The sequence below is a fragment of the Mesorhizobium sp. M0140 genome, assembly GCF_040322475.1.
Lineage (GTDB): Bacteria > Pseudomonadota > Alphaproteobacteria > Rhizobiales > Rhizobiaceae > Mesorhizobium.
Genome location: NZ_JAMYTM010000001.1, coordinates 129,073 through 153,807 on the forward strand (window position 1 = coordinate 129,073; position 24,735 = coordinate 153,807).

Here is a 24,735-nt window from a genome sequence, read left to right on the forward strand (position 1 = left end):
GCTTTAATTTGATCCGCAAGCCGAAAACCGGCCAAGAACGGAATTCCATGCAAAAGGCTGCCATCGAAAAGAACAACGAGGCGATCGCGGCCCAACTTGCGCCGGTCGGCCGCGAAACGGTACAGGACCGCGTCTACTCCGAACTGCGCCGTGCCCTGATCGGCGGGCTGTTCGAACCAAGCCAGGTGCTGACCATCCGTGGCTTGGCCGATGCGCTGGTCACCTCGACTATGCCGGTGCGCGAGGCGCTGGGCCGGCTGATCACCGAAAAGGCGCTGGAGGCGTTGCCCAACCGTTCGGTGCGCGTGCCGCCGATCACGCTGGAACGCCTCGACGATCTCTTGCGGGCCCGCATCCTGATCGAGGGCGAGGCGATCGCGCTTGCCGCCGCCCGCATGGGTCCGCGCCAGATCGCCACCATAGAGACCATTCTCGGCGAATGGGACGAGATGCGGGCGCTGAAACACAAGAAGGACGTCGATCGCGAAGTGACGCTCAACCAGAGCTTTCACTTCGAGATCTACCGCTCCTGCGGTTCGGCCGTGCTGATCCCGATGATCGAGAGCCTGTGGCTGCAATCGGGCCCCTGCATCCGTGTCGCCATCTACGCCTTCTCGGAAGCCGGCGAGGTCGACACCGCCCAGTATCACCGCCGCATCGTCACGGCGCTGTCCACGCAGGATGCGCAGGCGGCGCGCGAGTCGCTGGTCGCCGACATCAGCCGCCCCTTCACCTTTCTGCGCAGCAAGCTGCAGGCTGCCGCCGCGAAAGACCAGACATGACCGCCATCAGGATCACCGAGCCGCGCTCGCAGCTTTCCGTCACGGCATTGTTGCTGCCCGAAAAGGCACCGGAAAACGCTGCCTTCCTCTTGGCCTATCTCGGCACGCCACGCGTTGTTCCGGGCATCCACGCGATGTGGACGGGGCCGGAGATTTCCTGTCCGGTTCCACCAGCCGACCTCGAGGGCCAGGCCTATGCAAAACCGCTGCCGGCCGAGAACGCAACGCTGAACCCGCAGCCGGGCGACATCGTGCTGTCCTATGTGCCGCCACGCATGTGGGGCGGCAATCCCAATGCGATCTTCGACATCGGCCTCTATTACGGCCAGGGTGCGCGGCTCCTGTTCCCGATCGGCTGGCTGGCCGGCAGCGTGGTGGCGCAGGTGCGTGCCGGGGAGCGCGATCAGTTCGCCGCCGCTTGCGGCGGCATCCGGCGCAACGGCGCCTGCGATGTCACCTTCAGTCTGGTGGAGGCTTGACATGGCCGACGACAGTTTCGAGCTGTTCGATCTTCGCGTCGAGGTGGTCATCCCGGAGGGCAAGCCGATCTATTGCGGCGCCAGGGCCGGTGACTATTTCGAGCTCAAGGGCGAGATGCTGTCGATGCCGGCAGGGCAGGGCTTTTCGATTTATTCGCTCGCCGCCGTCTTGCCGCTGCTGGCGGCCAAGCAGCGCCCGACCCACCCGAACGACTGGATGACATCGGACGCCGAGATCGCTTGTCCCGATCCCAATTGCGCCAGCCGCCTCCGGATTGTCAGGGTGGCCAAGCGACGGTTCAGCCACGCCGAGACCACAGCGGTGCCGCTGCCGAAGGAGGATGACCTGACATGACCGCCAAGACCTTCGAACTCGGCCCCGGCTACACCATCTCGCGCGTCATTCGCGGCGGCTGGCAGCTGGCCGGCGGCCACGGCGCCATCGACCGCAGCCAAGCGGTTGCCGATCTGATCGCCACCTTCGATGCCGGCATCTGGACCTATGATTGCGCCGACATCTACACCGGTGTCGAGGAGCTCATCGGCGCGGCGCGCCTGCGGCTGGCCAGCGAGCGCGGCCTCGACGTCGCCGCCCGGATGAAGGTGCACACCAAGCTGGTGCCCGACCTGGAACGGCTGGCCAGCATCAGCCGCGACTACATCAGGGGCATCGTCGACCAGTCATTGCGGCGGCTGAAGGCCGAGCGGCTCGATCTCGTCCAGTTCCACTGGTGGGACTATGCGCAGCCTCGCTATGTCGAGGCGATGGGCTGGCTCAACGAGCTTCGGCTGGAAGGCAAGGTGCGCAATCTCGGCACCACCAATTTCGATACGCCGCGGCTCACCGAAATCCTCGCCGCCGGCATCCCGCTTGTCAGTCAACAGCTGCAGTATTCCGTGCTCGACCAGCGGCCGGGCAACAGCCTGGCGGCACTCGCAAAACAGAACGGCGTCGGCTTCCTCTGTTACGGCTCGGTTGCCGGCGGCTTCCTCAGCGACAAATGGCTCGGTGCGGCCGAACCCGCCACGCCGCTCGAAAACCGCTCGCTGGTCAAATACAAGCTGATCATCGATGATTTCGGCGGCTGGGATCTGTTCCAGCACCTGCTTCAGGCACTGAAAGCCATTGGCGACCGCCACGGCGTCGACATTGCCACCATCGCCAGCGCCTGGGTGCTGGAACAGCCGCAAGTGGCGGCTGTCATCGTCGGTGCCCGCAACCAGGCGCACGCCATTGCCAATGCGAAAATCATGGACGTGGCGCTTGACGCCGAGGACCGGGCGCGGATTGCGGCCGTCATCGCGCAAGGCACGGGCCTGGAGGGCGACGTCTACACGCTGGAGCGCGACCGCCACGGACGCCACGGTTCGATCATGCACTACAACCTCAATGCGGGGAAGAAATGAGCGGCGAACCCTCCCTGTTTTCACGCGCCAGCGCCGAAATCATCGACCTGCACCGCTTCTTCGTCGACTGGTTCGTCGCCGCGCGCGCCAACACGGTGGACTTCGGCCGCTTCGAACGCGCCATGGGTAAAGACCTCAGCATGGTGGCGCCGGACGGGCAGGTCCTCGATCGCGAAGCGGTCGTCGACCATGTCCGCTCAAGCCGCGCCTCTTGCGACGACGGTTTTGCCATTTCGATCGAGGACATCCGGCCCGGCTGGCAGGACGCCGATACCATCGTCGTCCTTTATGTCGAAGCGCAGCTGCGCGCAGGCAAGCACAGCCGCCGCCAGTCGAGCGCCGTCTTCACCACCAGTTCATCGGCGCCCAACGGCGTCGAATGGCGACATCTGCATGAGACCTGGCTGCAGGTGCCGGAACGCTGAACAGGCTCCAGAATTCAAATACAGTCGAGTAACGAAAGGGGAACAACAATGACAAAGACGATACTCCAACTCACCACCGCGCTCGCCCTCGTCACGATGGCGGGTGCCGCGCAGGCAGCCGATTGCAAGATCACCGTCGGCCTCGTCATGGAACTGACCGGCCCGGCCGGCGAATACGGTCAGGCCGGGGCCAAGTCGGTCGAGATGGCCTTCCGCGACATCAACGGAGCCGGCGGTGTGCGCGGCTGCGATCTCGTCACCGATACGCGCGACAGCCAGAGCCAGGGCAACATAGCGGTCGACGCAGCCACCCAGCTGGTTCAGGTCAAGAAGGTGCCGGTCATCATCGGCGGCATCATCTCGTCTGTGTCGATCCCGATCCTGACCTCCGTCACCGCGCCAGCCAAGATCGTCCAGGTCTCGCCGGCTTCGTCCTCGCCGACGCTGACCGCGCTCGGCCGCGACGGCAAGACCAACGGCATCTTCTTCCGCACCATCACCTCGGATGCGCTGCAGGGCGTCGCCGCCGCCAAATACGCCGTCGACAAGGGTTTCAAGAAACTGTCGATCATCCACGTCAACAACGATTTCGGCGTCAACATGGTGGCCGAATTCTCGCGTGCCTATAAAGCGCTCGGCGGCACCATCGTCTCCGACACGCCCTATAACGAGAAGCAGTCGAGCTATGCCTCCGAAGTCACGGCGGCGATGGCCGGCGAACCGGACGGGCTCTATCTCGTCAGCACGCCGGTCGACGGTGCAACGGTCGCCCGTACCTGGATCTCGCAGGGCGGCGTGCAGAAATTCCTCCTCAATGACGGCATGAACAGCCCTGATTTCATCGAGTCCGTCGGCGCCGACTATCTGAAGGAAGCCTACGGCACCTCGTCCGGCACCAGCCCGACCGCTTCGACAGAGTACTTCACCAAGAACTACAAGGAATTCTCCGGCATCGAACCGACCAATCCGGCAGCCGACCGTTCCTATGACGCCGGCGCGATTGTTGGCCTCGCCATCGCCATTGCCGGTTCGGAGGATCCGGCCAAGATCAAGGACGCGATGTACAAGGCGGTCGATCCGGCCGGCACGCCGATCTTTGCCGGCAAGGAAGAGTTCGCCAAGGCGCTTGGCCTGATCAAGGACGGCAAGCCGATCCGCTATGAAGGCGTCATCGGCCCTGTCGCCTTCGACAAATATGGCGACATCACCGGCCCGTTCCGGCTGTGGAAGATCGTCGATGGCAAGGTGGCGACCGACGGTGAAATGACCACCGACGACGTCAACGCCCTGCAAGCGAAACTTCAGTAAGACTACCTATTCTCCGGTATCGATCACGATCCCATCGTGGTCGATACCGGACGATTGTCCTGTTTTGCATTACCACGGGCACGGACGACGTCGCTTTGCGTGGACGAGCGTTTGACCGGCAGGCGATCATGGATAGGATCGGCCGATGTCGCCTGAAATCCAACAGCTCCTCTCTGCGCTCGGCGACCGGCTGGGCGCGGGCGGCGTGCTCGCCGGTCCGGAGGTGGATCAGCGCTATCGTGACGATCCCGACGGCAAGCTGGGGGCGCTTCCCGAAGCGGTGCTGCGCCCGCGCGACACACAAGGTGTCGCGGCAGCGCTGGCGGTTTGCAACGATCTCAGCCAGCCGGTTGTCGTCCAGGGAGGACGCACCAGCCTGGCAGGCGCCGCCCGTGTGCAGCCGGGCGAGGTGGTGCTGTCGTTGGAGCGCATGACCGACCTCGCCGTTCCGGATCGCCAGGCTGCTAGCATCGTCGCCGAAGCGGGCGCGACGCTGCAGGCGGTGCAGGAGGCGGCCGACAGCGCCGGGCTGATGTTCGGCGTCGATATCGGCGCACGCGGCTCCGCGACGGTCGGCGGCAACATCGCCACCAATGCCGGCGGCATCCGCGTGCTGCGTTACGGCATGTACCGCGCTCAGGTTCTGGGACTGGAAGCCGTGCTTGCCGATGGCAGCGTGATGACCTCGCTCAAGGGCTTGCCCAAGGACAATTCCGGCTACGACCTCAGTCAGCTCTTTATCGGCACGGAAGGAACGCTCGGCGTGGTCACCCGCGCCGCGCTCAGGCTGCATCCCAAGCCGGCGTCCGAGGTGAACGCTTTCTGCGCGCTCTCTTCGCTCGATGCGGCAATCGCCCTGCTTGGGCTGCTGCGGCAAAAGCTCGGCCCGCTCCTGTCCGCCTATGAGGTCAACTTCGCACCGCTCTATGACCTCATGGTCGCCAGCATGGCTATGCCGGCGCCGCTGCCGGCAGGCTCGCCCGTCTATCTGCTGGCCGAGATCCAGGGCAGTCAGCCGGAACGCGACGGCGAGCGCTTCGCCGAGGTGTTGATGCAGTTGGTCGAAGACGGTGTCATCGACGATGTGGTGGTCTCGCAATCGCCGCGCGAGTTTCGCGCTCTGTGGGACGTGCGGGAGGACGCCAATCGCGTCCTGTTTTCGATCAAGGGTTTGATCGGCGTCGACATCAGCATCCCGTTGGCCCGCATGGGAGCGTTCCTGCAAGAGGCGGACGCAGCCATCCACGCCGTCGATCCCGGCGCCGACATCTATTTCTTCGGCCATCTCGGCGACGGCAATCTGCATTACCAGGTCCGCACGGTCGATGCGGCGGCGGCATATGACATCGTCTATCGCGGCGTGGCGGCGGCCGGCGGCGGCGTTTCGGCCGAACACGGCATCGGCCTCGACAAGAAGAAGTGGCTGCATCTGGTCCGCAGCGACGCCGAGATCGCCACGATGCGGCGGCTGAAGACAGCCCTTGACCCCAGAAACATCCTCAATCGGGGACGGGTCTTCGACCTCAACCCGACCGCCTTCTCCCGATGACGATTGCCCGCTATCTCAAGTCCGTTCCGTTGCGAGCTGTCTGGGGATGAGAAAGCGGGCGGCAAGCACGCAGAGCAGCACGGTGAACATCAGGATCAGCGCCACCAGCGCATTGATGTCGGGTGAGAAGCCAAGCCGCATCATCGCCCACAACCTGACCGGCAGCGTGCTTTGCGTGCCGGTGACCAGGATGGTGATCATGGTCTCGTCGAACGACAGGGCGAAGGCCAGGATGGCGCCGCCGACCATGGCGCTCGACAGGTTCGGCAGGATGATGCGCCAAAAGGTCTGCCAGCCCGTGGCACCGAGATCGTAGGACGCTTCGACCAGCGTGCGGCTCATCGACTGCAGCCGCATCAGCACCGTGCGGTAGACGATCGCCAGCACGAAAACCGTATGGCCGATGACGACCGTCAGCAGCGAGCGTTCGAGACCGATTTCGCGAAAGAAGATCAGCAGCGCCAGGCCGCTGATGATCGGAGGCATCAGGAACGGCAGGAAGATGATGAACTGCAGCAGCGAGCGTCCGGAGCGGCGCCCATGATAATAGAGCGCCAGCAGCGTTCCGCTGACCACCGACAGGATGACGGTGCAGACGCCGACGATCAGCGTGGTGCGCAAGGCGACCAGTATGTCGTGGTTTTCAGCCAGCGCCACATAGGTCGACAGGGTCGGCGCCGACCAGTCGACGGAGCCATGCGAAATGGTGAAGAACGACGACACGATCGGCACGAACAGCGGGCTGTAGAGCAGCACCGCAACCAGTGTCGTGATCGCGGCCAGAAAGATCGTGGACAGTCGGGGCAGGGCGCTCATACCGAAGTCCCCCGGTTGCGGCCAAAGCGTTCGCCGACGAGGATTGCGGCGATCACCACGACGGCCAGCGCCACCGACAGCGCCGCGCCGAACGGCCAGTTATAGGCCGTGCCGAACTGGCTGTAGAGGATGCGGCCGAAGGTGAAGCCGCTGATGCCGCCGACCATTTGCGGCGTCAGGAAATCGCCGATCGCCAGCACGAAGACGAAGCTCGCCGCCGAAGCGACGCCGGGCAGGCTGAGCGGCAAGGTGATGCGCAGGAAGGTCTGCAAGCTGCTGGCCCCCAGATCGTCCGAGGCACGCAGCAGCACCTGCGGAATCCGCTCCAGCGACAGGAAGATCGGCAGGATGGCGAAGGGAATCAAAAGTAGCGTCAGCGTCAGCAGGATGGCGTTCATGTTGAACACGAAAAGCGTCGACGGTTCCTGCAGGATGCCGAGCGCCACCAGCGCCTTGTTGAGGAAGCCGTTGAGGCCGAGGATGCTGCGGATCGCATAGATCTTGATGACGTAGCTCATCAGCAGCGGCACCAGCAGCAGCATCAGCAAGGCATAGCGCCAACGGCCTTTCAGCGTCGTCAGGAAGTAGGCGGCGGGATAGGCAAGTAGGATGCAGATGATGGCCACCGACACGCACAGCACGATGGTGTTCCAGAACACCGGCAGAAAGACCGGATCGGTGAAGAACCTGATATAGTTGCCCAGGGACAACCCGTAGACGATGGTGCCCTGGTCGACACTGAAGAAGCTGTAGCCGAGGAAGATCGCCAGCGGCACCAGGACGAAGACAACCGGCAAGGCAAACGCCAGCACCGTGACCAGCAGCGACAGTCGTCTTTCCGCAGTGAGTGTCGAGCCGGCTTCGCTCATGCCAGCACCAGATGGCCTTCATGCGGCGCAAACGAAAGCGATACAGCCTCGCCGGATTTGAGCGCGCTGCCGTCGATGCGGCTCGGCACGCGCAGCCGCAAGCGTTGCGCAGCATTGTCTGGGCCTGCCGCGATGGTGGCGACGCTCGATGAGCCGGCAAAGGCCATGTCGGAGATCGTGCCGGAAAAACGGTTGTCGGTGTCCTTTGCGTCTGCAAGATGCAAGGCCTCGGGACGGAACGCAGCGTAGGCGCTGGCGCCATCTGCTGCGGCCTTCAAATGCGGCTGGTCACTGATCGAGCAGACCAGGCGGCCGAGCGCCGTCTCGATCGATCGCAGCTCGCCCTGCACCGGCCCAAGTTTTCCGGACATCAGATTGTTCTCGCCGAAGAAGCGCGCGACGAACTCGCAATTCGGCCTGTAGTAAAGGTCGTGCGGCGTGCCGTGCTGGCGGATATGGCCGGCCTCCATGACGCAGATCCGATCGGCCATGCCGATGGCTTCCTCCTGGTCATGGGTGACGAACAGGAAGGTGGTCTTGATTTCGCGCTGGATGGATTTCAGGAAGGCCTGCATCTGCCTGCGCAGTTCGAGGTCGAGCGCCGCCAGCGGCTCATCGAGCAGGATCAGGCGCGGCTGGCAGATCAGTGCACGGGCGAGCGCGACACGCTGGCGCTGGCCGCCGGAGAGCTGCGCCGGAAAGCGGTCGGCGAAACGTCCGAGCTGGACCAGGTCCAGCGCCTCCGCGACACGGCGCGCGATTTCCTTGCGCTGGATATGGCGAACCGAAAGCCCGTAGCCAACATTGCCGGAAACGGTCAGGTGCGGAAACAGCGCATAGTCCTGGAATACCGTGTTGAACGGCCGTCGGTTGATCGGCATGCGGCTGATGTCTTGCCCATCCAGGCGGATCTCGCCTGACGTCAGCGGTTCCAGTCCGCCGATCAGCCGCAGCACCGTGGTCTTGCCGGAGCCCGAAGGCCCGAGCACGGTGAGGAACTCACCATCCCGGATCGACAGGTCGATGTCGTGCAGCACGGGGACCGTGCCGTAGGATTTCGAGACGGACCGCAGCGTCAAGAGGTCGGTGTTCTGGTTCATGAAATACTCTCGCATACGCTTCGGCGGTCCGGAACCTCCGGACCGCCGGGTCCTTCGAAGGCATAGAGCGGAAAGATCAGGGCGTAGCCTTGACCTCGTTCCACATGTCCGAACGCTTGAGCGGGTCCTCGACATTGTTGAGCCAGACCAGCTTGTCGTTGCCGCCGGCGCTGCCGGTTTCCGTCACCGTGTTGCCGAAGCCGGTGCGCTCGGAAAGCTCGCCGCCGACCTTCTTGCTCAGCATGAAGTCGATCCATTTCTCGGCTGCCGCATTGTCACGGACACCCTTGGAAATGACCCAGTTGTCGAGCCAGGCGAGCGCGCCCTCGCTTGGGTTGACGTAGGCGACATGGGCGCCGATCTTCTGCAGCGCCTTGACCTGCTGCTGGCCGTAATTGGCCCAGATCAGGGCCACGTCATTGTTCTGGTAGATCTGCTGCGCCTCGTCGGCGGTGGTGTAGAAGCTCAGCACGTTGCGCTTGAGTTCGACCAGCTTGGCCTTGACCGCCGCCATCTGCTCTTCGTTGAGGTTGAACGGATCCTTGTAGCCGAGCGTCAGTGCGGTGAACGAGAAATTGTGCTCGCCATTGTCATAGGCCAGAACCTTGCCCTTGTAGGCCGGGTCCCACAGAACCGACATCGAGGTCGGCGCCGGCTTGACCTTGTCCGTGTCGTAGATCAGGCCGATGGAGTCGAAGCAGAACGGAATGCCGTAGACCTTGCCGTCCTTGGTCACGCCGCTGACCGCCGTCAGGTCGCGGAAGCGCGGCAGCACTTCTTTCTGGTTGGCGAGCTTCGTGACGTCGATCGGCGACACCAGGTCGGCCTTGATGTAGCGCTGCAACTGGGCGGTGTTGACGGCGAAGACGTCGAAGTCCTGGCCTTCGCTTCCCTTGATCTTGGCCCAGATCTCGTCGTCGCTGCCGATGAAGACGACATCGACGCCGATGCCGGTCGCGGCGGTGAAGTCCTTGACCCAGTCGGCATCGGCGTAGCCGTCCCAGGCCAGTACCCGCAGGTTCGCGGCGAGCGCCGCCGATGTCATCAGGCCGATGCCGAGCCCGATTGTCGCTAGTCTTAGAAACGCTTTCTTCAGTCCCATTTTTAATCTCCCATTGTCGTTCTGGTGGACCGTAATTTCCGGGCCTGCGCCGTCACAGCTGGGTAACAGCGACCAGTCCCTCGTCCGGCACCGACACCATCCGGTTGCGCAGTGGCTTGCCGAATGTCTGTGCCTGGATTTCATACTCGTCGCCGGAAGCCGTCTTGACGCCGGAGGCGTAGCTCATCACCGCCGCGCCGAAGAAATGGGCATGCAGGTCGCCCGCCTTGCGGTGCATCGGGTAGCGGAAATGGAAGTGTTCGAGATTGGCGATCGAGTGCGACATGTGCGCTTCGCCCGACAGGAACTCCTGCTCCCAGATGACAGTGCCGTCGCGCAGGATGCGCGAATGGCCGCGCACTTCTTCGGGCAGGTCACCGATCAGCAGCTCGGGTCCGATGGAGCACGAGCGAAGCTTGGAGTGGGCGAGGTAGAGGTAGTTCTCGCCCTCCGTCACATGGTCGGAATATTCGTTGCCGAGCGCATAGCCGATCCGATAGGGGCGGCCGTCCGGACCGTTGAGATAGAGGCCGACGATCTCGGCCTCTTCGGCGCCGGCGCGCGCGAAGGCCGGCATCGGTAGCGGCGCGCCGGGCGGCACGACACAGGTGCCGACGCCCTTGAAGAACCATTCGGGCTGGATGCCGATCTGCCCGGCGGCAGGCTTGCCGCCTTCCAGGCCCATACGGAAAATCTTCAGCGAATCCGATTCCTCGGTACCTTCGCCATGGGTCAGAACATGCATCTGGTTGCGCGCGGCGGCGCTTCCCGTGTGGGTCAGGCCGGTCCCGGTGACCAGGAAGCGCGCCGGTTCCGGATGGTCGACCGGAGCGAGCACCTGGCCATCGCGTAACAGTTGGTCGTAGTCGATTTTCGCTGTGCCCGTCTGCTTCTCGACCAGCGCTGCGATCGACGTGCCCTGGGCAATTGCCGCTTCGGCCAGCTCCAGCACGCTGCCGGTCTTTTCGAGCGGGTGCAGATGATTGCCGTCATCCGAGACACGGCCAACCCCTCTGCTGCCGTCGGCCATTCTGAACTGAACAAGACGCATGAATACTAACCTTCTTCCCTTGGAGCCGTACGGGTCACACCCAGCCCGCATCGACGATGAACTGCTGGCTCGTGCACATGCGGCTGTCGTCTGCGGCGAGAAACAGCGCCATGCGCGCGATATCGGAGGGTTGCAGCCGGTCGGGCAGGCACTGCCTTTCCGCGATCTGGCGTTCGCCGGCCGAGTTCAGCCACAGCCGCATCTGGCGCTCTGTCATGACCCATCCCGGCACCATGCAGTTGACGCGGATGCGTTCGGGGCCGAGTTCGCGAGCCAGCGCCCGCGTCATGCCGTAAACAGCCGCTTTCGCGGTGACATAGGCTGGGCAATCCGGATCGCCGACCATCCAGGTGATGGAGCCGAAATTGATGATCGAGCCGCCGCCCAGCGCATTCATCTGTGGACGCACCGCCTGCGCCGCGAAGAACTGATGGCGCAAATTGACCGCCATGCGGTCGTCCCAGTAGGCAACCGTCACGTCCTTGGTCTGGTGGCGGTCGTCATTGCCGGCATTGTTGCACAGCGCCTGGATAGGGCCGTTGTGCTGCATCGCCTGAACGGTTGCCGCCTGCAACTCTTCGACGTTGCGCAGGTCGCAGGAAATGAACAGCGGCGCGGCATGTCCCTCGGCCGAGATCGCGTCGACCAGACGCCGGGAAGGCTCCTCGGCCATGTCGACGAAGGCGACGCGGCTGCCTTGCGCGCAGAAATGGCGCACCAGGCTTTCGCCGATGCCACTGCCGCCGCCGGTTATGAAGACGCTGCGGCCCTTGAGGCTTGGATAGATCGCATAGCCGATTTCATCCGTCATCGCGCGCCTCTCTAGTGCGAATGCCGAGGAATGCCGGCATCGCGCCGACCGACGAGAAAGTCGAAATCGCAGCCCTTGTCGGCCTGCAGCACGCGCTCGACATAAAGGCTCTGATAGCCGCCTTCCGGCGGCGCCGGCGGCTTCCAGTCACGCCGGCGGATTGCGAGCTCTTCGTCCGATACCAAAAGCTCCAGCCGGCGGCCGGCGACATCGAGCTCGATAAGATCGCCGTCGCGCACCAGCGCCAGCGCGCCGCCTGCGGCTGCTTCGGGTGCCACGTGCAGAACCACGGTGCCGTAGGCGGTGCCGCTCATGCGCGCGTCCGAAATGCGCACCATGTCGGAGACGCCTTGCTTCAGCAGTTTCGCCGGCAGCGGCATGTTGCCGACCTCGGCCATTCCGGGATAACCGCGCGGTCCGCAATTCTTTAGTACCATCACCGAGGAGGCGTCGATGTCCAGCTCCGGATCGTCGATGCGGGCGTAGTAGTGCTCGATGTTCTCGAACACCACCGCCTTGCCGCGATGTTGCATCAGCGCGGGCGTTGCCGCGGACGGTTTGATGACTGCCCCGTCAGGCGCCAGATTGCCGCGCAGGATGGAGATGCCGCCTTCCTTGGTCAGCGGCTGGCTCAGCGGCCGGATCACCTCGCTGTTGTAGTTGGGCGCGCCGTCGATCAGTTCACCGATGGTCTTGGCGCTGACGGTCATGGCGTCGCGATGAAGAAGCCCCACTTCATCAAGCGACGCCATGACCGCAGCTAGCCCCCCGGCGTAGTAGAAATCTTCCATCAGGAACCGGCCCGACGGCATCAAATCGACAATAGTTGGAATGTCCCGGCCAAGGCGGTCCCAGTCATCGAGGCTGAGATCGACACCGATCCGGTTGGCGATGGCGATCAGATGCAGCACCGCATTGGTCGAGCCACCGATCGCGCCGTTGACTCGAATGGCGTTCTCGAATGCTTCCCGGGTGAGGATCTGCGCGATTGTCACGTCCCTGCGGACGAGGTCGACGATCTGGCGTCCGGCCATCTGGGCGAGCACGCCACGGCGCGAATCCACCGCGGGGATCGCGGCGTTGTCCGGCATGCCGATGCCGAGCGCCTCGACCATGCTGGCCATGGTCGAGGCCGTGCCCATTGTCATGCAGCTGCCCGCAGATCGGCTTTGGCCCTGCTCGGCGGCGAGAAAGTCGGCGACCGGCATCCGGCCGGCCTTAACTTCCTCGGCGAATTTCCAGACATGGGTGCCCGAGCCGATATCCTGTCCGCGGAACTTGCCGTTGAGCATCGGCCCGCCGGAAACGGCGATGGTCGGCAGGTTGCACGACGCGGCACCCATCAAGAGTGCCGGCGTGGTCTTGTCGCAGCCGACCAGCAGGATGACGCCATCGATGGGGTTGCCGCGGATGGACTCTTCGACATCCATGCTGACCAGATTGCGAAACAGCATGGCGGTCGGGCGCATGTTGCTCTCGCCGAGCGACATCACCGGGAATTCGAGCGGCAGGCCGCCCGCTTCATAGACGCCGCGTTTGACGTGATCGGCCAGCGCCCGCAGATGGGCATTGCATGGGGTCAGTTCCGACCAGGTGTTGCAGATGCCGATCACCGGGCGGCCATCGAAAGCGTCGGCGGGGATGCCCTGGTTCTTCATCCAACTGCGGTGCATGAAGGCGTTCTTGCCCTCACCGCCGAACCAGGCCTCGGACCGCAGCTTGCGTTTGGTGTCGGTCACGATGTCTGTTCCCGATCCTGGCGGCGCTTGTTGCGGCTTTCGACGCTGCGGCGCACGTCTTCCTCGGCATTGTCGATGAGCACCAGCAGCGCGTTTTGCGCACCAGTGGCGTCGCCGGATGCGATCTTTTCGGCCACTTCCCGATGCAGCGGCAAAGAATGACGCTGCCCGTCCGGATTGTCGTTGGAGAGGCGAAAGCTCATCACCAATGCGGTTTCGACCAGTGCCGCCAGCGAGCCGATCAGCTCATTGCCGGTCATGCGCAGGATGGTCTGATGGAACAAAAGATCGGGCTTGGCGAAGCGGTCGCCGTCGTCAACCACCGCTTCCATTTCGGCCAGCGCGGCATTGATCTCGGCAATCTGCGCCGGCGTGGCGCGTTGCGCGGCAAGTGCGGCCGACATCGGCTCGATGGCTCGGCGCAGCTCGAACAGCGCCCGGACATCGTCGGCGCTGACGCCGCCTGCGTAGCGCCATGACAGGACGTCCGGGTCGAGGAAATTCCAGTCGGCACGGGGACGCACCCTTGTGCCGGTCTTCGGCCGCGATTCGACCAGTCCCTTGCCGGCCAGCACCTTGATCGCCTCGCGCAGCACCGTGCGGCTGACCCCCAGCATCTCGCTGGAATCGTCGGCATTGGGCAGTGCCTCGCCGGGCAGGAAATCGCCTTGCACGATGCGCAATCCGATCTGCTCGACGACAGTCGCATGCAGCGCCGTCGAGCCGCTGGAGACCGCGACCGCAACCCTCGACGTGCGCGCCGTGCTGAAAGATTTCTTATTCTTCATACTATTCATATGATATGTCTTATCGGCATTGCGACTGGAGTCAAGGGAGGGGGAATGCCGGTGACAAAGAATTCCGCTGCCGTTGCCGAGCGGCATCAAGAGCTGGTCTCGATCAGCGATGGCATTGCGACTGTAGAGATTGCCCCGGCCGCCGGCGGCGCGCTGGCGTCGTATCGCTGGCGGCAAAACGGATCCGTCGTGGATTGGCTGCGTCCTGCGGATCAGGCGGCGATCGACAGCCGCGATGCCGGCGCCATGGCCTGCTTCCCGCTGGTTCCCTATTCCAATCGCATAAGGGGCGGGCGCTTCGCATTCGCGGGCCGCACCGTCGAACTGCCGACCAGCCCGGAAGATCCGCATCATGAGCATGGCCATGGCTGGCGTCGGCCATGGACAGTCGTCCGGCACGAAGCCAGCACCACCCTCCTATCTTATCGCCATGCCGCCGATTCCTGGCCGTGGAGCTATGAGGCAAGGCAAGCGATCTCGCTGGTCGATGGCGGGCTGATCATTGCCCTTTCGCTGCGCAATCTCTCGGACATGCCGATGCCGGCAGGCTTCGGCCTCCATCCCTATTTCCCGTCGACACCGTGGACACATGTCCAGGCGCAGGTATCCGGCATGTGGGAGACCGATGCGGAAATCCTGCCCACCCGGCACGTCCTGCCGCCCGCTGGCTCCAATCCTACCACCGGCTTCGACGTGTCGGAGACGGACTTCGACACGGTCTTCACCGGATGGACGCGCCGTGCCCGGATCTCCTGGCCGGAGCGTGGGCGGCAACTGGACATCGAGGCCGAGGCGCCGCTCGATTTCCTCGTCCTCTACACGCCGCCCGGCGAGCCATTCTTTTGCGCCGAGCCGGTCAGCAACATCACCGACGCCTTCAACCGCACGGGTGAAGCAGGCATCGACACCGGTTGCATCGTGCTGGCGCCTGGGCAGATGCGATCCGCAAGCGTTCGCTTCACGCCTTCGCAGGCGGCCTGATCGCCAATCTGAGCCGCATCAACTGCTTTGCTTTGCTGCTTCGCGGATGGTCTGCAGCAGGATGGAGAAGGCCGGCGAGGGCGCCGTGTCGGTGCGCATGGTCAGACCGACCGGTCCCTTGGTTTCCTCGGTGTTGACCGGCAAGGCGACGAAGGCGCCGCTGCCGAGTTCGTTGGCAACGACGCCAGCCGAAATGATCCAGACGGCATTGCTCTGCCGCAGGAAGGCTCGGCCGAAGGAGTCCGAGACGGTTTCGATCTCGGTTGCCGGCGCCGTCATGCCGTTGGTGATGAACAGGCGGTCGACGAAGGGGCGGATGACCGATTCCCGCGTCGGCATCAGCATCGGGAATTCGTCGAGCCGTGCGAACACATCCTGTCCTGGATCGAGCAGCGGATGTCCCGCCCGCACCACGAACAGCACCGGTTCGGAATAGAGGTGCTCGAAGAAGAAGCCGGTCATGTTCTCCGGCGCCGCCAGCCGTCCGACGACGAGATCCAGTGCGCCGGTTCGCAACTGTTCGAGCAGCACCGCATTCTCGCCGGTGACGATCTTGATCGCCGCACCGGCGCTCTCCTTGAGGAACAAGGTCATGGCGAGCGGCATCACCCGCGCCGAGACCGTCGGCAGCGCGCCGATGCGGATCGGGTGCCGGTTGACCGCTCCGTCCTGCCGGACGGAATCGACGCCTTGCTTGAGCGCCGTGATCGCCGTGCCGGCATGGCGAAGGAAGATTTCGCCGATGCGCGTCAGTCGGATGCCGCGGCCGTCGCGCTCCACCACCGCCACCCCCAGCGCCTCTTCCAGTTCGCGCAATGTCTTGGTCACCGCCGGCGGGCTGACATGCAGCAAGTCGGCCGCTCGCGCCACGCTTCCTTGCCGCGCAACTTCCAGGAATGCCTGCAGGTGACGGAACCGGATGCGGCTATGGGACATGGATTGATAACCCATGAGTTAATGAAACGACGCAAAATATCATTTTACCGAACCAAACGCCTTGTGCAATGTGGAGGCGGAGGACCAAAACCGTGCCATTCGTCACCATCGGCGGCATCACGCTGCACCATCGCCACACCAAGGCGGCCGGCAATGCACGCCCGATCATATTCATCAATTCGCTGGGCACCGACTTCCGGGTCTGGGACGAAATTGTCTCGGCGCTCGATGGTGAAATGCCGCTGCTGGTCTATGACAAGCGCGGCCATGGGCTGTCCGATATCGGCGACATCAGATCGATCGACGATCATGTCGACGATCTCTCGGCGCTCGTCGATCATTTCGGGTTGAGCAAGGTCGTGCTGTGCGGCCTGTCGGTCGGCGGCCTGATCGCACAAGGCTTCTATCGCCGGCGCCCAGAAATGGTCGAAGGCCTGATCCTTTGCGACACGGCCCACAAGATCGGCACGACAGACAGCTGGAACACACGCATCGCGACGGTCGAAAGCAAGGGCATCCAGGCCGTTGCGGATGGCGTGCTCAAAGTGTGGTTCACCCCCGCCTTCCACGCGGCGCGTCTGGCCGAGCTGGACGGTTATTGGAACATGATGACCAGGCAAGCGCTTGCCGGTTACGTCGGGACTTGCATGGCCGTTCGCGATGCGGATTTCACCGATGCCGCACGCCACATAGCGGTGCCGACGCTCTGCGTCGCCGGCGATCAGGATGGCTCGACGCCTCCCGATCTTGTCCGCTCCCTGGCCGAGCTGATCCCCGGCGCGCGCTTCGAAATCATCCGCGACGCCGGGCACATTCCTTGCGTCGAACAGCCAGAGGCGCTGGTCGCCCTGATCCGCGATTTTATCGCATCGCTTGCCCCTGGAGCCGAAACCCATGGATGAAGTCCCCGGCAACGAAGCCAGATATCGCACCGGCCTCGCGGTGCGGCGCTCCGTGCTTGGCGACCGGCATGTCGACCGGGCCGAGGTCGCCGCCACCGATTTCGACCAGCCTTTCCAGGAACTGATCACCGAGGCCGCCTGGGGTACCGTGTGGGCGCGGCCGGGCTTCACCAAGCGCGAGCGTTCGATCGTCACGCTGGCGCTGCTCGCCGCACTCGGCCATGATGAGGAGGTCGCCATGCATGTGCGCGCCACCGTCAACACCGGTGCTTCGCGCGACGACGTCTGCGAGGCGTTCCTGCATGTCGCCATCTATGCCGGCGTGCCGGCCGCCAACCGTGCCTTCAGAATAGCCAAGGACGTGTTTTCGGAAATGGACGGAGCCAGGAATGCCCGCTGAGTCCGGCTCGACGAGGCCCGAGACCGGCGCCTTCTTCCGGCGCGATCGGACCTGGCATCCGCCGGCTCTGACGCCGAATTATAAGACCTCGATGCTGCGCTCGCCGCAAAAAGCCCCCCTCGTCTTCGACAACACGCTGTCGGAGATTGCAGGCCCCGTTTTCGGCCACGCAATATTGGGCGAACTTGACGCCGACCTGATCCACAATTTCGCCAGGCCCGGCGAGAGCGCGCTCGGCGAGCGGATTATCGTCCATGGCCGAGTGCTCGACGAGCGAGGCGTTGGCGTGCCCGGCGCGCTGCTCGAATTCTGGCAGGCCAATGCCGGCGGCCGCTATCGCCACAAGAAGGATGGCTATCTGGCGCCGCTCGACCCGAATTTTGGCGGCTGCGGCCGAGCCCTCACCACCGAGGACGGCGGCTATGCGTTTCGCACCGTCAAGCCTGGACCCTATCCCTGGCCGAATGGGCCGAACGACTGGCGCCCCTCGCACATTCATTTCTCGGTGTTCGGCCACGGCTTTGCCCAGCGGCTGATCACGCAGATGTATTTCGAGGGCGACCCGCTGATCTGGCAGTGCCCGATCGCGCGCGGCATTCCCGACAAGGCAGCCGTTGAGACGCTGATCGCCGCGCTCGACATGCAAGCGACGATCCCCTTCGACGCGCGCGCCTACAAGTTCGACATCGTGCTGCGCGGGCGCCGCGCGTCGCTGTTCGAAAACAGGCTGGAGGGCAATTGATGGCCCAGTCGCTCGACCGGCTCAGGGAAAGCCCTTCGCAGACCGCCGGACCCTACGTTCATATCGGGCTGACACCCAATTTCTGCGGCATCGGCGGCGTCTATCCCAGTGATCTCGGCGCCACCATGGTCAACGACAAGACCAAGGGCGAGCGCATCGGCCTGCGCATCCGGGTGCTCGATGGCACCGGCACGCCGCTCAAGGACGCGCTGATCGAGATCTGGCAAGCGGATGCGGATGGGCTCTACAATTCGCCGGCCGAACTGCGTGGTGCTGCCGATCCGAATTTCTTCGGCTGGGGCCGTTGCCCGACCGATATGGACACCGGCCTCTGCACGTTCGAGACGGTCAAGCCTGGCCGCGTCCCGTTCAACGATGGTCGCCTGATGGCGCCGCATATCACGCTCTGGATCGTCGCCCGCGGCATCAATCTCGGCCTGCACACAAGGCTGTATTTTTCCGACGAGGAAAAGGCCAATGCCGGGGATGCGATCCTGGCACGCATCGAGCACCGCGTCCGCGTGCCGACGCTAATCGCCGAGCGCAAGGGCGATACCTACATCTTCGATGTCCATCTCCAGGGGGAGAAGGAAACGGTCTTCTTCGATAGCTGATGCTCAGGAGGCCTGTGACATGACTGTATCGCCTTTCGACCATCCGCTGCTCTCCGCTCTTCTCGGCGACGAAGAAGCGGCGAGGCATTTTTCCGTTGAGGCGGAAATCGAGGCCATGCTGGCCTTTGAACAGGCGCTGTCGCAAGCGGAGGCCGATAACGGGATAATCCCCAAGGATGCCGGGGCAGCGATCGTGGCGGCGCTTGGCACCTTCCGGCCGGACACGGCTCTGCTGCGAGCCGGGGTCGCCAAGGACGGCGTCATGGTGCCGGAGCTGGTGCGCCAGATCAGGGCTGCGGTCGGCGAACCGCATGGCCGGAAAGTGCATTTCGGTGCGACCAGCCAGGATGTGATCGACACCGGCCTGATGCTTCGGCTGAAATCCGTCGTCGAGCATCTCGATCTGCTGTTGACCGAAACCGTCATACGCCTCGCTTCGCTCAAAGAGCGTTTTGGCGGCAGGGCGCTGACCGGGATGACGCGCATGCAGAAGGCGCTTCCGATCAAAGTGGCCGATCGCGTCAGGGTGTGGCGGGCGCCGCTGCAACGGCATCAGGAGAGGCTATCCGAGCAGTCCAGGCGTCTGCTGGTGGTGCAATTCGGCGGTGCCGCCGGCACGCTGGAAAAGCTTGATGACAAGGGGCCGGCGGTGCGCGCGGCACTTGCCGCCAGGCTTGGTCTTGGCGACGCACCGCAGTGGCACAGCCAGCGTGACGCGCTCGCCGACTTTGCCGGCCTGATGTCATTGGTATCAGGCAGCCTCGGCAAGTTCGGCCAGGACATCGCGCTGCTGGCGCAAGGTGGAACCGAGATCGAGCTTTCCAGTGGCGGCGGCTCGTCGGCCATGCCGCACAAGAAGAACCCGGTGAAGGCCGAAGCGCTGGTGGCGCTTGCCCGCTTCAACGCCACGCAGCTTGCCGGCATGCATCACGCGCTCGTGCATGAGCAGGAGCGGTCGGGTGCTGCCTGGACGCTGGAGTGGCTATTGCTGCCGCAGATGGTCGTCGCAACGGCCGCGTCGCTGCGCCTTGCCGCCGAACTGGCCGCACAGGTCGAAAGTCTCGGCCACTGATGCGCACGCAAATCGTCGTCATCGGGTCCGGGCCGTCCGGGCTGCTGCTTGGGCAACTGCTGGCCGGCATCGGCGTAGAGACGGTCATTCTGGAACGTGCGAGCCGCGAGCACGTGCTTGGCCGCGTGCGGGCAGGGGTGCTCGAACAGGGCACCGTCGAATTGCTGGAACAGGCCGGCGCGGCGGCAAGGCTGCATGCCGAAGGGCTGCCGCACACTGGCATCTCGCTCGCCTTCGACGGACGCTTGCATCGCATCGACCTCGAGGCGCTGACCGGCGGCAGGCATGTCACCGTCTATGGCCAGACCGAGGTGACGCACGATTTGATGGACAAGCGCGACGCGGCAGGGCTGACCACGATCTACGAGGCGGCAAATGTCGCTCTGCACGATTTCGACGGCACCGCGCCTTTCGCCACCTATGACAAGGACGGCGTCACGCATCGCATCGACTGCGACTTCGTTGCCGGCTGCGACGGCTATCATGGCGTCAGCCGCAAATCGGTGCCCGAGCGTGCGCTAAAAATCTTCGAGCGGCGGTATCCGTTCGGCTGGCTCGGCGTGCTGGCCGAGGTGCCGCCAGCCGACCGCGAACTGGTCTACGCCAATCACGAGCGGGGTTTTGCGCTGTGCTCGATGCGCTCGACGCATCGCAGCCGCTACTATGTGCAGTGCCCGCAGGACGATCGCGTGGAGGCGTGGTCGGATGAGCGCTTCTGGGACGAGTTGCGCCGCCGCTTGCCGGAGCAGACGGCGGCAAATGTCGTCACTGGACCGTCCTTCGAGAAATCGATCGCGCCGCTGCGCTCCTTCGTTGCCGAGCCGCTGCGCTTCGGCCGGCTCTTCCTGGTCGGTGATGCCGCCCACATCGTGCCGCCGACCGGCGCCAAGGGCCTCAACCTCGCCGCCAGCGACGTGCGCTATCTCTTTGCCGGCCTGCACGATTTCTATCGCGACAAGTCAACGGCCGGCATCGACGCCTATTCAGGCAAGGCTCTGGCACGGGTCTGGAAAGCGGTGCGTTTCTCCTGGTGGATGACGACGATGCTGCACCGCTTTCCAGACACCGGCGAGTTCGGCCAGCGCATCCAGGAGGCCGAACTCGACTACCTCGTGCAGTCACGTGCCGCATCGACCGCGCTCGCCGAGAACTATGTCGGCCTGCCGTACTGAGGGCCGCGGATCATCCGGCGCCTTGCTGCCTGGCAAAGTCCGACAGCATCGGGCGCTGCCCTTTGAGGATCTTCACCTCGGCCTCGGCCAAGGTGAACCAGCCCGCTCTGTCCACCTCCGGGAACTCCTTCAGGAATCCCGACCTTGGCGGCCATTCCATGGTAAAAATGTTGCTCGTGATGGCAGCGACATCAATGTCGGCGGTCGCCTCGACAGACCAGGCCATGACGATCTTTCCGCCTGGTTGCCTGTAGTCGCCGAGACGCGTGAAGGACCCATCGACCCTGATGCCGAGCTCTTCCTCGGTCTCGCGCTGCGCTGCCGCCAACTCGTCCTCGTTCTCGCCGATGAGGCCCTTCGGTATCGACCACGCACCGTCGTCCTTCTTCGCCCAAAACGGTCCGCCCGGATGAACCAGCAACACCCTGAGATCGCCGTCGCCGCGGCGATAGATCAGCAATCCCGCACTGCGTTTTGCCATTGTGATACGTCCGTTTGCGAAGCCGGCAGCCTGCCGATGGTCCTTGAATCGTTGACGCGAACCTTGCACCTAGGGATTGCGACGCTATGTCAGGTTCGTCTGCATTGCACCTCACCCGCGAGTCCGGCAATCTGATACCATCGCTTATTTGGCGGCTCGAAGGCTAGGTGACGATGCAACTCGGTCTTATTGGCTACTATAGCGACTTCGTCGTGTATCCGCTGGTAATCGCCGTGCTGGCAGTGGCCGGGCTGCTCGAGGCCGGCGAAGAGAGTGCACCAGGCTGGATCGGCACGGTCCTCGCCTGTCTAGGCCTCTGGACGCTGATCGAGTATGTGCTGCACAGGTTCGTTCTTCACCATATTCCCTACATCAAGGACCTGCATGATCGTCACCATGTCGAGGAGCGCAGTTCGGTGGGCACCCCGACCTGGCTCAGCCTCGGGGTGCATGCGCTGATCGCGTTTGTGCCCGTTTGGGTGGTCTCGGACTTCGCAACCGCGAGCGCGGTAAGCTGCGGGCTGATGCTGGGGTACCTCTGGTACATCAGCATCCACCACATGATCCATCACTGGCACCCCGCCCATCCGAGCTATCTCTACACGCTCAAGCGCCGACACGCCGTGCATCATCATGTCGACGAAAACGCCAATTTCGGCGTGACGTCGATATTCTGGGATCGGGTTTTCGGGACGGCGCGGCTCTAGTCCGAGGCCAGACCAACCCCAACCGTTCAACGCCTCTTCCCGCGACCGCCGGGAGACTTGGCTCCGCGGGGGCCGCTCTGAACCGGCGTGTTGTTCTGGTTCTCGTCGGACAGTTTTCGCCAGCGGGCAAGGCGCTCCGGATCGAGCGTCCCGGCCTTTAAGGCAGCCTGCACAGCGCAGCCCGGCTCATGCACATGCGTGCAGTCGCGGAACTTGCAGAGCGGCGCGAGCTCGGTGATTTCGGCAAACAGCGTGTCGATGCCGGAGGCGACGTCGCTGACCTGCAAAGTCCGCATGCCCGGCGTATCGATCACCCAGCCGCCGCCGGCAATGGCGTGCAGCGATCGCGACGTGGTGGTGTGGCGTCCCTTGGAATCGTGCTCGCGAATGCCTCCGGTCTGTTGCGGCGATTGCTGCGCCGATCCGGCCAGCGTGTTGACCAGCGTCGATTTGCCGACGCCGGAGGAGCCGATCAGCGCCACCGTCTGGCCGACACCGCACCAGGCAGCCAGGGCGGTTGCCGCATCCGATGTGCGGGGGTTCAGCATCACGACCGGCAATCCGCGCTGCAACGCGGCAGCCTGCCTTTCATAGGTCTCGGCGTCTTCAGCGGTATCGGCCTTGGTCAGCAGGATCACCGGCGTCGTTCCGGCTTCATTGGCCAGCGCCAGGTAGCGCTCGAGCCTGGCGGGATTGAAGTCGGCATTGCACGAGGTGACGATGAACAGCGTGTCGACATTGGCCGCGGCAAGCTGCGGCACCCTGCCGCCCTGGGTGCGGCGTTCCAACACCGTCTTGCGGGACAGGCGGCGCTGGACAAGGTGTTCATGCCCATCGACCAGCACCCAGTCGCCGACCGCATAGTCACCGGTGTTCGCCTGCGCCGGCAGCGTCAGATCGACCGGCCCTGCCTGCGACAGGCCGGTCAGGCGATCGCGGTGGACGGTGGCGATCCGCGTCGGCACGAGATCGGCGTCGTCGGGCTCGAGCTGATCAGCGAAAAAATCCGTCCAGCCCAGGCTGGCGAGAGATGGCATGGAAGAATCCGTCACGGCTTTGACCACGGCGTCGCAGACATCGGACAGTATCCCTGGCAGGTGGCGAACGGGCGAGGCGATTGCCCAAGCCGTGTATGGGCGGCATGGCGACATTTGGCAAGCAGGCCCGTAGCCGAGAGCGAGCGGCAAGCTTCTGCAGCCTATCCCTTGATAGTCGAACTGACGATCAAGTCGACGAAACAGCGCTGTCCGAAAGCGTTTGGCGGGAAAACGGCGGCGAGCCACGTCAGCTTTAAACGTTAACAAATAATTTGACGCATGCAATTTTTTTGCGCTCTATTGGTAACCGTGAAAATTGACTGAATAAGTTCTGTCGAGCATTGTCGCATCCGGTCAACGGCCGCATGACTGGTGGCGGGGCCGATCATGGCAGGGGATCAGGAATATATCGATGGCGGAGAAGACACACCGCACGATGGACGACTTCGCCCAGGCATGCGGCGTGTCCCGGCCGACGCTGTCCAAATATTTCGACGATCCGGCGAGCGTGAAGCCGGCGACGCGGGCGCGCATCGAAGCCGCCCTGCGCTCCTCGGACTATCAGCCCAACCTTTTCGCCCGCAACCTCAACCGCAAGCGCACCCGCAACATCGGCATCGTCGTGCCGACGATCACCGATCCGTTCTACGCCGAGATGGTCAGCCGCATCGAATTTCGCTGCCGCGACGAAGGCTACTGGCCGATCGTCATCTCCTCGCATGGTTCGCCGAAGCTGGAGGCGGAGTCGGTCAGGACGCTGCTGTCCCTGAAGGTCGCCGGCGCGATCATCGCCCCACTGGGCCTGGCTTCTGACCGCGGCGTCTTCGACAAGCTCGGGCAGGACATTCCGATCGTCTATTTCGACACCTATATCGAGGGCGATACGCCGTTCGTTGGCAACGACAACCGGCAGAGCGTCTCGACCATCGTCGACTATCTCTGCCGTTCGGGTGAGCCGCCGGTCTATCTTGACATCCCACACGTCAACCACAACTCCGGCGAACGCCAGGAAAGCTACATCGTCGCGATGGAGACCGCCGGGTTCAAGCCGGTCGTCATCGAGGCCGCCCGCGATTACACCTGGGACTTCGAACGCATCGGCTACGAGCAGACGGAAAAAATGCTGGAGGCCGGCGCCTTGCCCGGCCGCACAATCCTGTGTGCCAACGATCGTCTCGCCTTTGGCGTGATGGCGGCTGCGTTCTCGCGCGGCCTGAAGGTCGGCCGCAGGCCCGATTGCGATCTGCGCGTTGCCGCGCATGACGATCATCCGCTGAGCCGCTACACCTGCCCGGCGCTGACCACCATGGCGCAGGATTTCGCCGCCATGGCCGGGCGCAGCGTCGAGATCCTGCTGGCCTTGCTGGACGAGGCCGATCCGCCGAAGCAGGGCATGGCGCGCACCGTCAAGCTCGGCGCCACCCTGGTGATGCGTCAGTCAGCCTGAGCGACCGGC

At 63.9% G+C, this 24,735-nt stretch carries 27 protein-coding genes; 16 read left to right on the forward strand and 11 right to left on the reverse strand.

Features of this window, described 5'->3' with window-relative positions:
• Positions 1-47 precede the first annotated feature (47 nt).
• The 7 genes from NKJ37_RS00605 (at position 48) to NKJ37_RS00635 (ending at position 5,950) form a co-directional block, all read left to right on the forward strand.
• Positions 48-782, forward strand: coding sequence for a GntR family transcriptional regulator (locus NKJ37_RS00605; protein WP_127327034.1), 735 nt, complete (start codon positions 48-50; stop codon positions 780-782).
• Positions 779-1,261: a DUF3830 family protein gene (locus NKJ37_RS00610; RefSeq protein ID WP_128302373.1), complete on the forward strand. Its 483-nt coding sequence runs from the start codon at positions 779-781 to the stop codon at positions 1,259-1,261. Before NKJ37_RS00605 ends, NKJ37_RS00610 begins: the two co-directional genes overlap by 4 nt.
• 1 nt (position 1,262) lies before the next feature.
• Positions 1,263-1,616 carry a TIGR04076 family protein gene (locus NKJ37_RS00615; protein ID WP_128302374.1) on the forward strand — a complete coding sequence of 118 codons (354 nt, stop codon included), beginning with the start codon at positions 1,263-1,265 and terminating at the stop codon, positions 1,614-1,616.
• Positions 1,613-2,668 (forward strand): aldo/keto reductase, encoded by a 1,056-nt coding sequence (locus NKJ37_RS00620; RefSeq protein ID WP_128302375.1) that lies wholly within the window; start codon positions 1,613-1,615, stop codon positions 2,666-2,668. Before NKJ37_RS00615 ends, NKJ37_RS00620 begins: the two co-directional genes overlap by 4 nt.
• Positions 2,665-3,093, forward strand: coding sequence for a DUF4440 domain-containing protein (locus NKJ37_RS00625; protein WP_023808818.1), 429 nt, complete (start codon positions 2,665-2,667; stop codon positions 3,091-3,093). Before NKJ37_RS00620 ends, NKJ37_RS00625 begins: the two co-directional genes overlap by 4 nt.
• Positions 3,094-3,141: 48 nt before the next feature.
• Positions 3,142-4,401 (forward strand): ABC transporter substrate-binding protein, encoded by a 1,260-nt coding sequence (locus NKJ37_RS00630; RefSeq protein ID WP_127327037.1) that lies wholly within the window; start codon positions 3,142-3,144, stop codon positions 4,399-4,401.
• A 145-nt stretch (positions 4,402-4,546) separates the two neighbouring features.
• Positions 4,547-5,950: an FAD-binding oxidoreductase gene (locus NKJ37_RS00635; protein WP_352440071.1), complete on the forward strand. Its 1,404-nt coding sequence runs from the start codon at positions 4,547-4,549 to the stop codon at positions 5,948-5,950.
• Between the two features lie 15 nt (positions 5,951-5,965).
• Here the strand turns inward: NKJ37_RS00635 and NKJ37_RS00640 are convergent, their stop codons facing one another.
• The 8 genes from NKJ37_RS00640 to NKJ37_RS00675 form a co-directional block, all read right to left on the reverse strand.
• Positions 5,966-6,766, reverse strand: a complete 801-nt coding sequence (locus tag NKJ37_RS00640) for an ABC transporter permease (protein WP_128302376.1) — start codon at positions 6,764-6,766, stop codon at positions 5,966-5,968.
• A complete protein-coding gene (locus NKJ37_RS00645; protein ID WP_352609326.1) occupies positions 6,763-7,635 on the reverse strand; it encodes an ABC transporter permease in 873 nt (290 codons plus the stop codon). The genes NKJ37_RS00640 and NKJ37_RS00645 overlap by 4 nt, the downstream gene beginning before the upstream one ends.
• Positions 7,632-8,735 (reverse strand): ABC transporter ATP-binding protein, encoded by a 1,104-nt coding sequence (locus NKJ37_RS00650; RefSeq protein WP_352772194.1) that lies wholly within the window; start codon positions 8,733-8,735, stop codon positions 7,632-7,634. The genes NKJ37_RS00645 and NKJ37_RS00650 overlap by 4 nt, the downstream gene beginning before the upstream one ends.
• A 76-nt stretch (positions 8,736-8,811) precedes the next feature.
• On the reverse strand, positions 8,812-9,837 hold the full coding sequence (locus NKJ37_RS00655) for an ABC transporter substrate-binding protein (RefSeq protein WP_127255164.1): 1,026 nt from the start codon (positions 9,835-9,837) through the stop codon (positions 8,812-8,814).
• Between the two features lie 52 nt (positions 9,838-9,889).
• A complete protein-coding gene (gene araD1 / locus NKJ37_RS00660) occupies positions 9,890-10,888 on the reverse strand; it encodes an AraD1 family protein (protein ID WP_352772196.1) in 999 nt (332 codons plus the stop codon).
• Between the two features lie 34 nt (positions 10,889-10,922).
• A complete protein-coding gene (locus NKJ37_RS00665) occupies positions 10,923-11,699 on the reverse strand; it encodes an SDR family NAD(P)-dependent oxidoreductase (RefSeq protein ID WP_352440067.1) in 777 nt (258 codons plus the stop codon).
• Positions 11,700-11,710: 11 nt separating this feature from the next.
• Positions 11,711-13,438: an IlvD/Edd family dehydratase gene (locus NKJ37_RS00670; RefSeq protein WP_128302382.1), complete on the reverse strand. Its 1,728-nt coding sequence runs from the start codon at positions 13,436-13,438 to the stop codon at positions 11,711-11,713.
• A complete protein-coding gene (locus NKJ37_RS00675) occupies positions 13,435-14,226 on the reverse strand; it encodes a FadR/GntR family transcriptional regulator (RefSeq protein ID WP_031212276.1) in 792 nt (263 codons plus the stop codon). Before NKJ37_RS00675 ends, NKJ37_RS00670 begins: the two co-directional genes overlap by 4 nt.
• 60 nt (positions 14,227-14,286) lie before the next feature.
• Between NKJ37_RS00675 and NKJ37_RS00680 the strand changes: the two genes are divergently transcribed.
• The gene (locus NKJ37_RS00680; protein WP_352440066.1) at positions 14,287-15,216 is read left to right on the forward strand and encodes an aldose 1-epimerase; all 930 of its coding nucleotides are present in this window, start codon (positions 14,287-14,289) and stop codon (positions 15,214-15,216) included.
• An 18-nt stretch (positions 15,217-15,234) separates the two neighbouring features.
• Here NKJ37_RS00680 and pcaQ read toward each other — a convergent pair whose 3' ends face one another.
• On the reverse strand, positions 15,235-16,152 hold the full coding sequence (gene pcaQ, locus NKJ37_RS00685) for a pca operon transcription factor PcaQ (protein WP_023808808.1): 918 nt from the start codon (positions 16,150-16,152) through the stop codon (positions 15,235-15,237).
• 92 nt (positions 16,153-16,244) lie between these two features.
• On the opposite strand from pcaQ, the gene pcaD reads away from it, so the two are divergent.
• The 6 genes from pcaD to pobA are packed head-to-tail and all read left to right on the forward strand — an operon-like array spanning position 16,245 to position 21,054.
• Positions 16,245-17,054 carry a 3-oxoadipate enol-lactonase gene (gene pcaD / locus NKJ37_RS00690; protein WP_023808807.1) on the forward strand — a complete coding sequence of 270 codons (810 nt, stop codon included), beginning with the start codon at positions 16,245-16,247 and terminating at the stop codon, positions 17,052-17,054.
• On the forward strand, positions 17,047-17,454 hold the full coding sequence (gene pcaC, locus NKJ37_RS00695) for a 4-carboxymuconolactone decarboxylase (protein ID WP_023808806.1): 408 nt from the start codon (positions 17,047-17,049) through the stop codon (positions 17,452-17,454). The genes pcaD and pcaC overlap by 8 nt, the downstream gene beginning before the upstream one ends.
• Entirely contained in the window at positions 17,444-18,196 is a 753-nt protein-coding gene (gene pcaH, locus NKJ37_RS00700; protein WP_023808805.1) for a protocatechuate 3,4-dioxygenase subunit beta, read from the forward strand. The genes pcaC and pcaH overlap by 11 nt, the downstream gene beginning before the upstream one ends.
• Entirely contained in the window at positions 18,196-18,810 is a 615-nt protein-coding gene (pcaG, locus tag NKJ37_RS00705) for a protocatechuate 3,4-dioxygenase subunit alpha (protein WP_023808804.1), read from the forward strand. The genes pcaH and pcaG overlap by 1 nt, the downstream gene beginning before the upstream one ends.
• A 19-nt stretch (positions 18,811-18,829) precedes the next feature.
• Complete coding sequence (locus NKJ37_RS00710) at positions 18,830-19,882, forward strand: 3-carboxy-cis,cis-muconate cycloisomerase (protein WP_352628508.1); 1,053 nt, start codon at positions 18,830-18,832, stop codon at positions 19,880-19,882.
• Positions 19,882-21,054, forward strand: a complete 1,173-nt coding sequence (gene pobA, locus NKJ37_RS00715; protein WP_023808802.1) for a 4-hydroxybenzoate 3-monooxygenase — start codon at positions 19,882-19,884, stop codon at positions 21,052-21,054. The genes NKJ37_RS00710 and pobA overlap by 1 nt, the downstream gene beginning before the upstream one ends.
• A 10-nt stretch (positions 21,055-21,064) precedes the next feature.
• On the opposite strand, the gene NKJ37_RS00720 is transcribed toward pobA, so the two are convergent.
• Positions 21,065-21,535, reverse strand: a complete 471-nt coding sequence (locus tag NKJ37_RS00720; RefSeq protein WP_023808801.1) for an NUDIX hydrolase — start codon at positions 21,533-21,535, stop codon at positions 21,065-21,067.
• Between the two features lie 173 nt (positions 21,536-21,708).
• Here NKJ37_RS00720 and NKJ37_RS00725 point away from each other — a divergent pair, with 173 nt between their 5' ends.
• On the forward strand, positions 21,709-22,242 hold the full coding sequence (locus NKJ37_RS00725) for a sterol desaturase family protein (protein WP_023808800.1): 534 nt from the start codon (positions 21,709-21,711) through the stop codon (positions 22,240-22,242).
• A 26-nt stretch (positions 22,243-22,268) separates the two neighbouring features.
• Here NKJ37_RS00725 and rsgA read toward each other — a convergent pair whose 3' ends face one another.
• The gene (rsgA, locus tag NKJ37_RS00730; protein WP_031212275.1) at positions 22,269-23,279 is read right to left on the reverse strand and encodes a ribosome small subunit-dependent GTPase A; all 1,011 of its coding nucleotides are present in this window, start codon (positions 23,277-23,279) and stop codon (positions 22,269-22,271) included.
• Positions 23,280-23,691: 412 nt separating this feature from the next.
• Between rsgA and NKJ37_RS00735 the strand changes: the two genes are divergently transcribed.
• A complete protein-coding gene (locus tag NKJ37_RS00735; RefSeq protein ID WP_023808798.1) occupies positions 23,692-24,726 on the forward strand; it encodes a LacI family DNA-binding transcriptional regulator in 1,035 nt (344 codons plus the stop codon).
• The last annotated feature ends 9 nt before the right edge of the window (positions 24,727-24,735 follow it).

Coding starts and splice junctions, on each gene's coding strand:
- pcaG (WP_023808804.1), top strand. CDS start 18,196: ATGGCCCAGTCGCTCGACCGGCTCAGGGAAAGCCCTTCGCAGACCGCC.
- NKJ37_RS00640 (WP_128302376.1), bottom strand. CDS start 6,766: ATGAGCGCCCTGCCCCGACTGTCCACGATCTTTCTGGCCGCGATCACG.
- NKJ37_RS00635 (WP_352440071.1), top strand. CDS start 4,547: ATGTCGCCTGAAATCCAACAGCTCCTCTCTGCGCTCGGCGACCGGCTG.
- NKJ37_RS00630 (WP_127327037.1), top strand. CDS start 3,142: ATGACAAAGACGATACTCCAACTCACCACCGCGCTCGCCCTCGTCACG.
- NKJ37_RS00735 (WP_023808798.1), top strand. CDS start 23,692: ATGGCGGAGAAGACACACCGCACGATGGACGACTTCGCCCAGGCATGC.
- NKJ37_RS00725 (WP_023808800.1), top strand. CDS start 21,709: ATGCAACTCGGTCTTATTGGCTACTATAGCGACTTCGTCGTGTATCCG.
- NKJ37_RS00610 (WP_128302373.1), top strand. CDS start 779: ATGACCGCCATCAGGATCACCGAGCCGCGCTCGCAGCTTTCCGTCACG.
- NKJ37_RS00650 (WP_352772194.1), bottom strand. CDS start 8,735: ATGAACCAGAACACCGACCTCTTGACGCTGCGGTCCGTCTCGAAATCC.
- NKJ37_RS00645 (WP_352609326.1), bottom strand. CDS start 7,635: ATGAGCGAAGCCGGCTCGACACTCACTGCGGAAAGACGACTGTCGCTG.
- NKJ37_RS00615 (WP_128302374.1), top strand. CDS start 1,263: ATGGCCGACGACAGTTTCGAGCTGTTCGATCTTCGCGTCGAGGTGGTC.
- pobA (WP_023808802.1), top strand. CDS start 19,882: ATGCGCACGCAAATCGTCGTCATCGGGTCCGGGCCGTCCGGGCTGCTG.
- NKJ37_RS00710 (WP_352628508.1), top strand. CDS start 18,830: ATGACTGTATCGCCTTTCGACCATCCGCTGCTCTCCGCTCTTCTCGGC.
- NKJ37_RS00675 (WP_031212276.1), bottom strand. CDS start 14,226: ATGAAGAATAAGAAATCTTTCAGCACGGCGCGCACGTCGAGGGTTGCG.
- NKJ37_RS00605 (WP_127327034.1), top strand. CDS start 48: ATGCAAAAGGCTGCCATCGAAAAGAACAACGAGGCGATCGCGGCCCAA.
- araD1 (WP_352772196.1), bottom strand. CDS start 10,888: ATGCGTCTTGTTCAGTTCAGAATGGCCGACGGCAGCAGAGGGGTTGGC.
- pcaH (WP_023808805.1), top strand. CDS start 17,444: ATGCCCGCTGAGTCCGGCTCGACGAGGCCCGAGACCGGCGCCTTCTTC.
- NKJ37_RS00665 (WP_352440067.1), bottom strand. CDS start 11,699: ATGACGGATGAAATCGGCTATGCGATCTATCCAAGCCTCAAGGGCCGC.
- NKJ37_RS00720 (WP_023808801.1), bottom strand. CDS start 21,535: ATGGCAAAACGCAGTGCGGGATTGCTGATCTATCGCCGCGGCGACGGC.
- NKJ37_RS00620 (WP_128302375.1), top strand. CDS start 1,613: ATGACCGCCAAGACCTTCGAACTCGGCCCCGGCTACACCATCTCGCGC.
- rsgA (WP_031212275.1), bottom strand. CDS start 23,279: ATGCCATCTCTCGCCAGCCTGGGCTGGACGGATTTTTTCGCTGATCAG.
- NKJ37_RS00655 (WP_127255164.1), bottom strand. CDS start 9,837: ATGGGACTGAAGAAAGCGTTTCTAAGACTAGCGACAATCGGGCTCGGC.
- pcaC (WP_023808806.1), top strand. CDS start 17,047: ATGGATGAAGTCCCCGGCAACGAAGCCAGATATCGCACCGGCCTCGCG.
- pcaQ (WP_023808808.1), bottom strand. CDS start 16,152: ATGTCCCATAGCCGCATCCGGTTCCGTCACCTGCAGGCATTCCTGGAA.
- NKJ37_RS00625 (WP_023808818.1), top strand. CDS start 2,665: ATGAGCGGCGAACCCTCCCTGTTTTCACGCGCCAGCGCCGAAATCATC.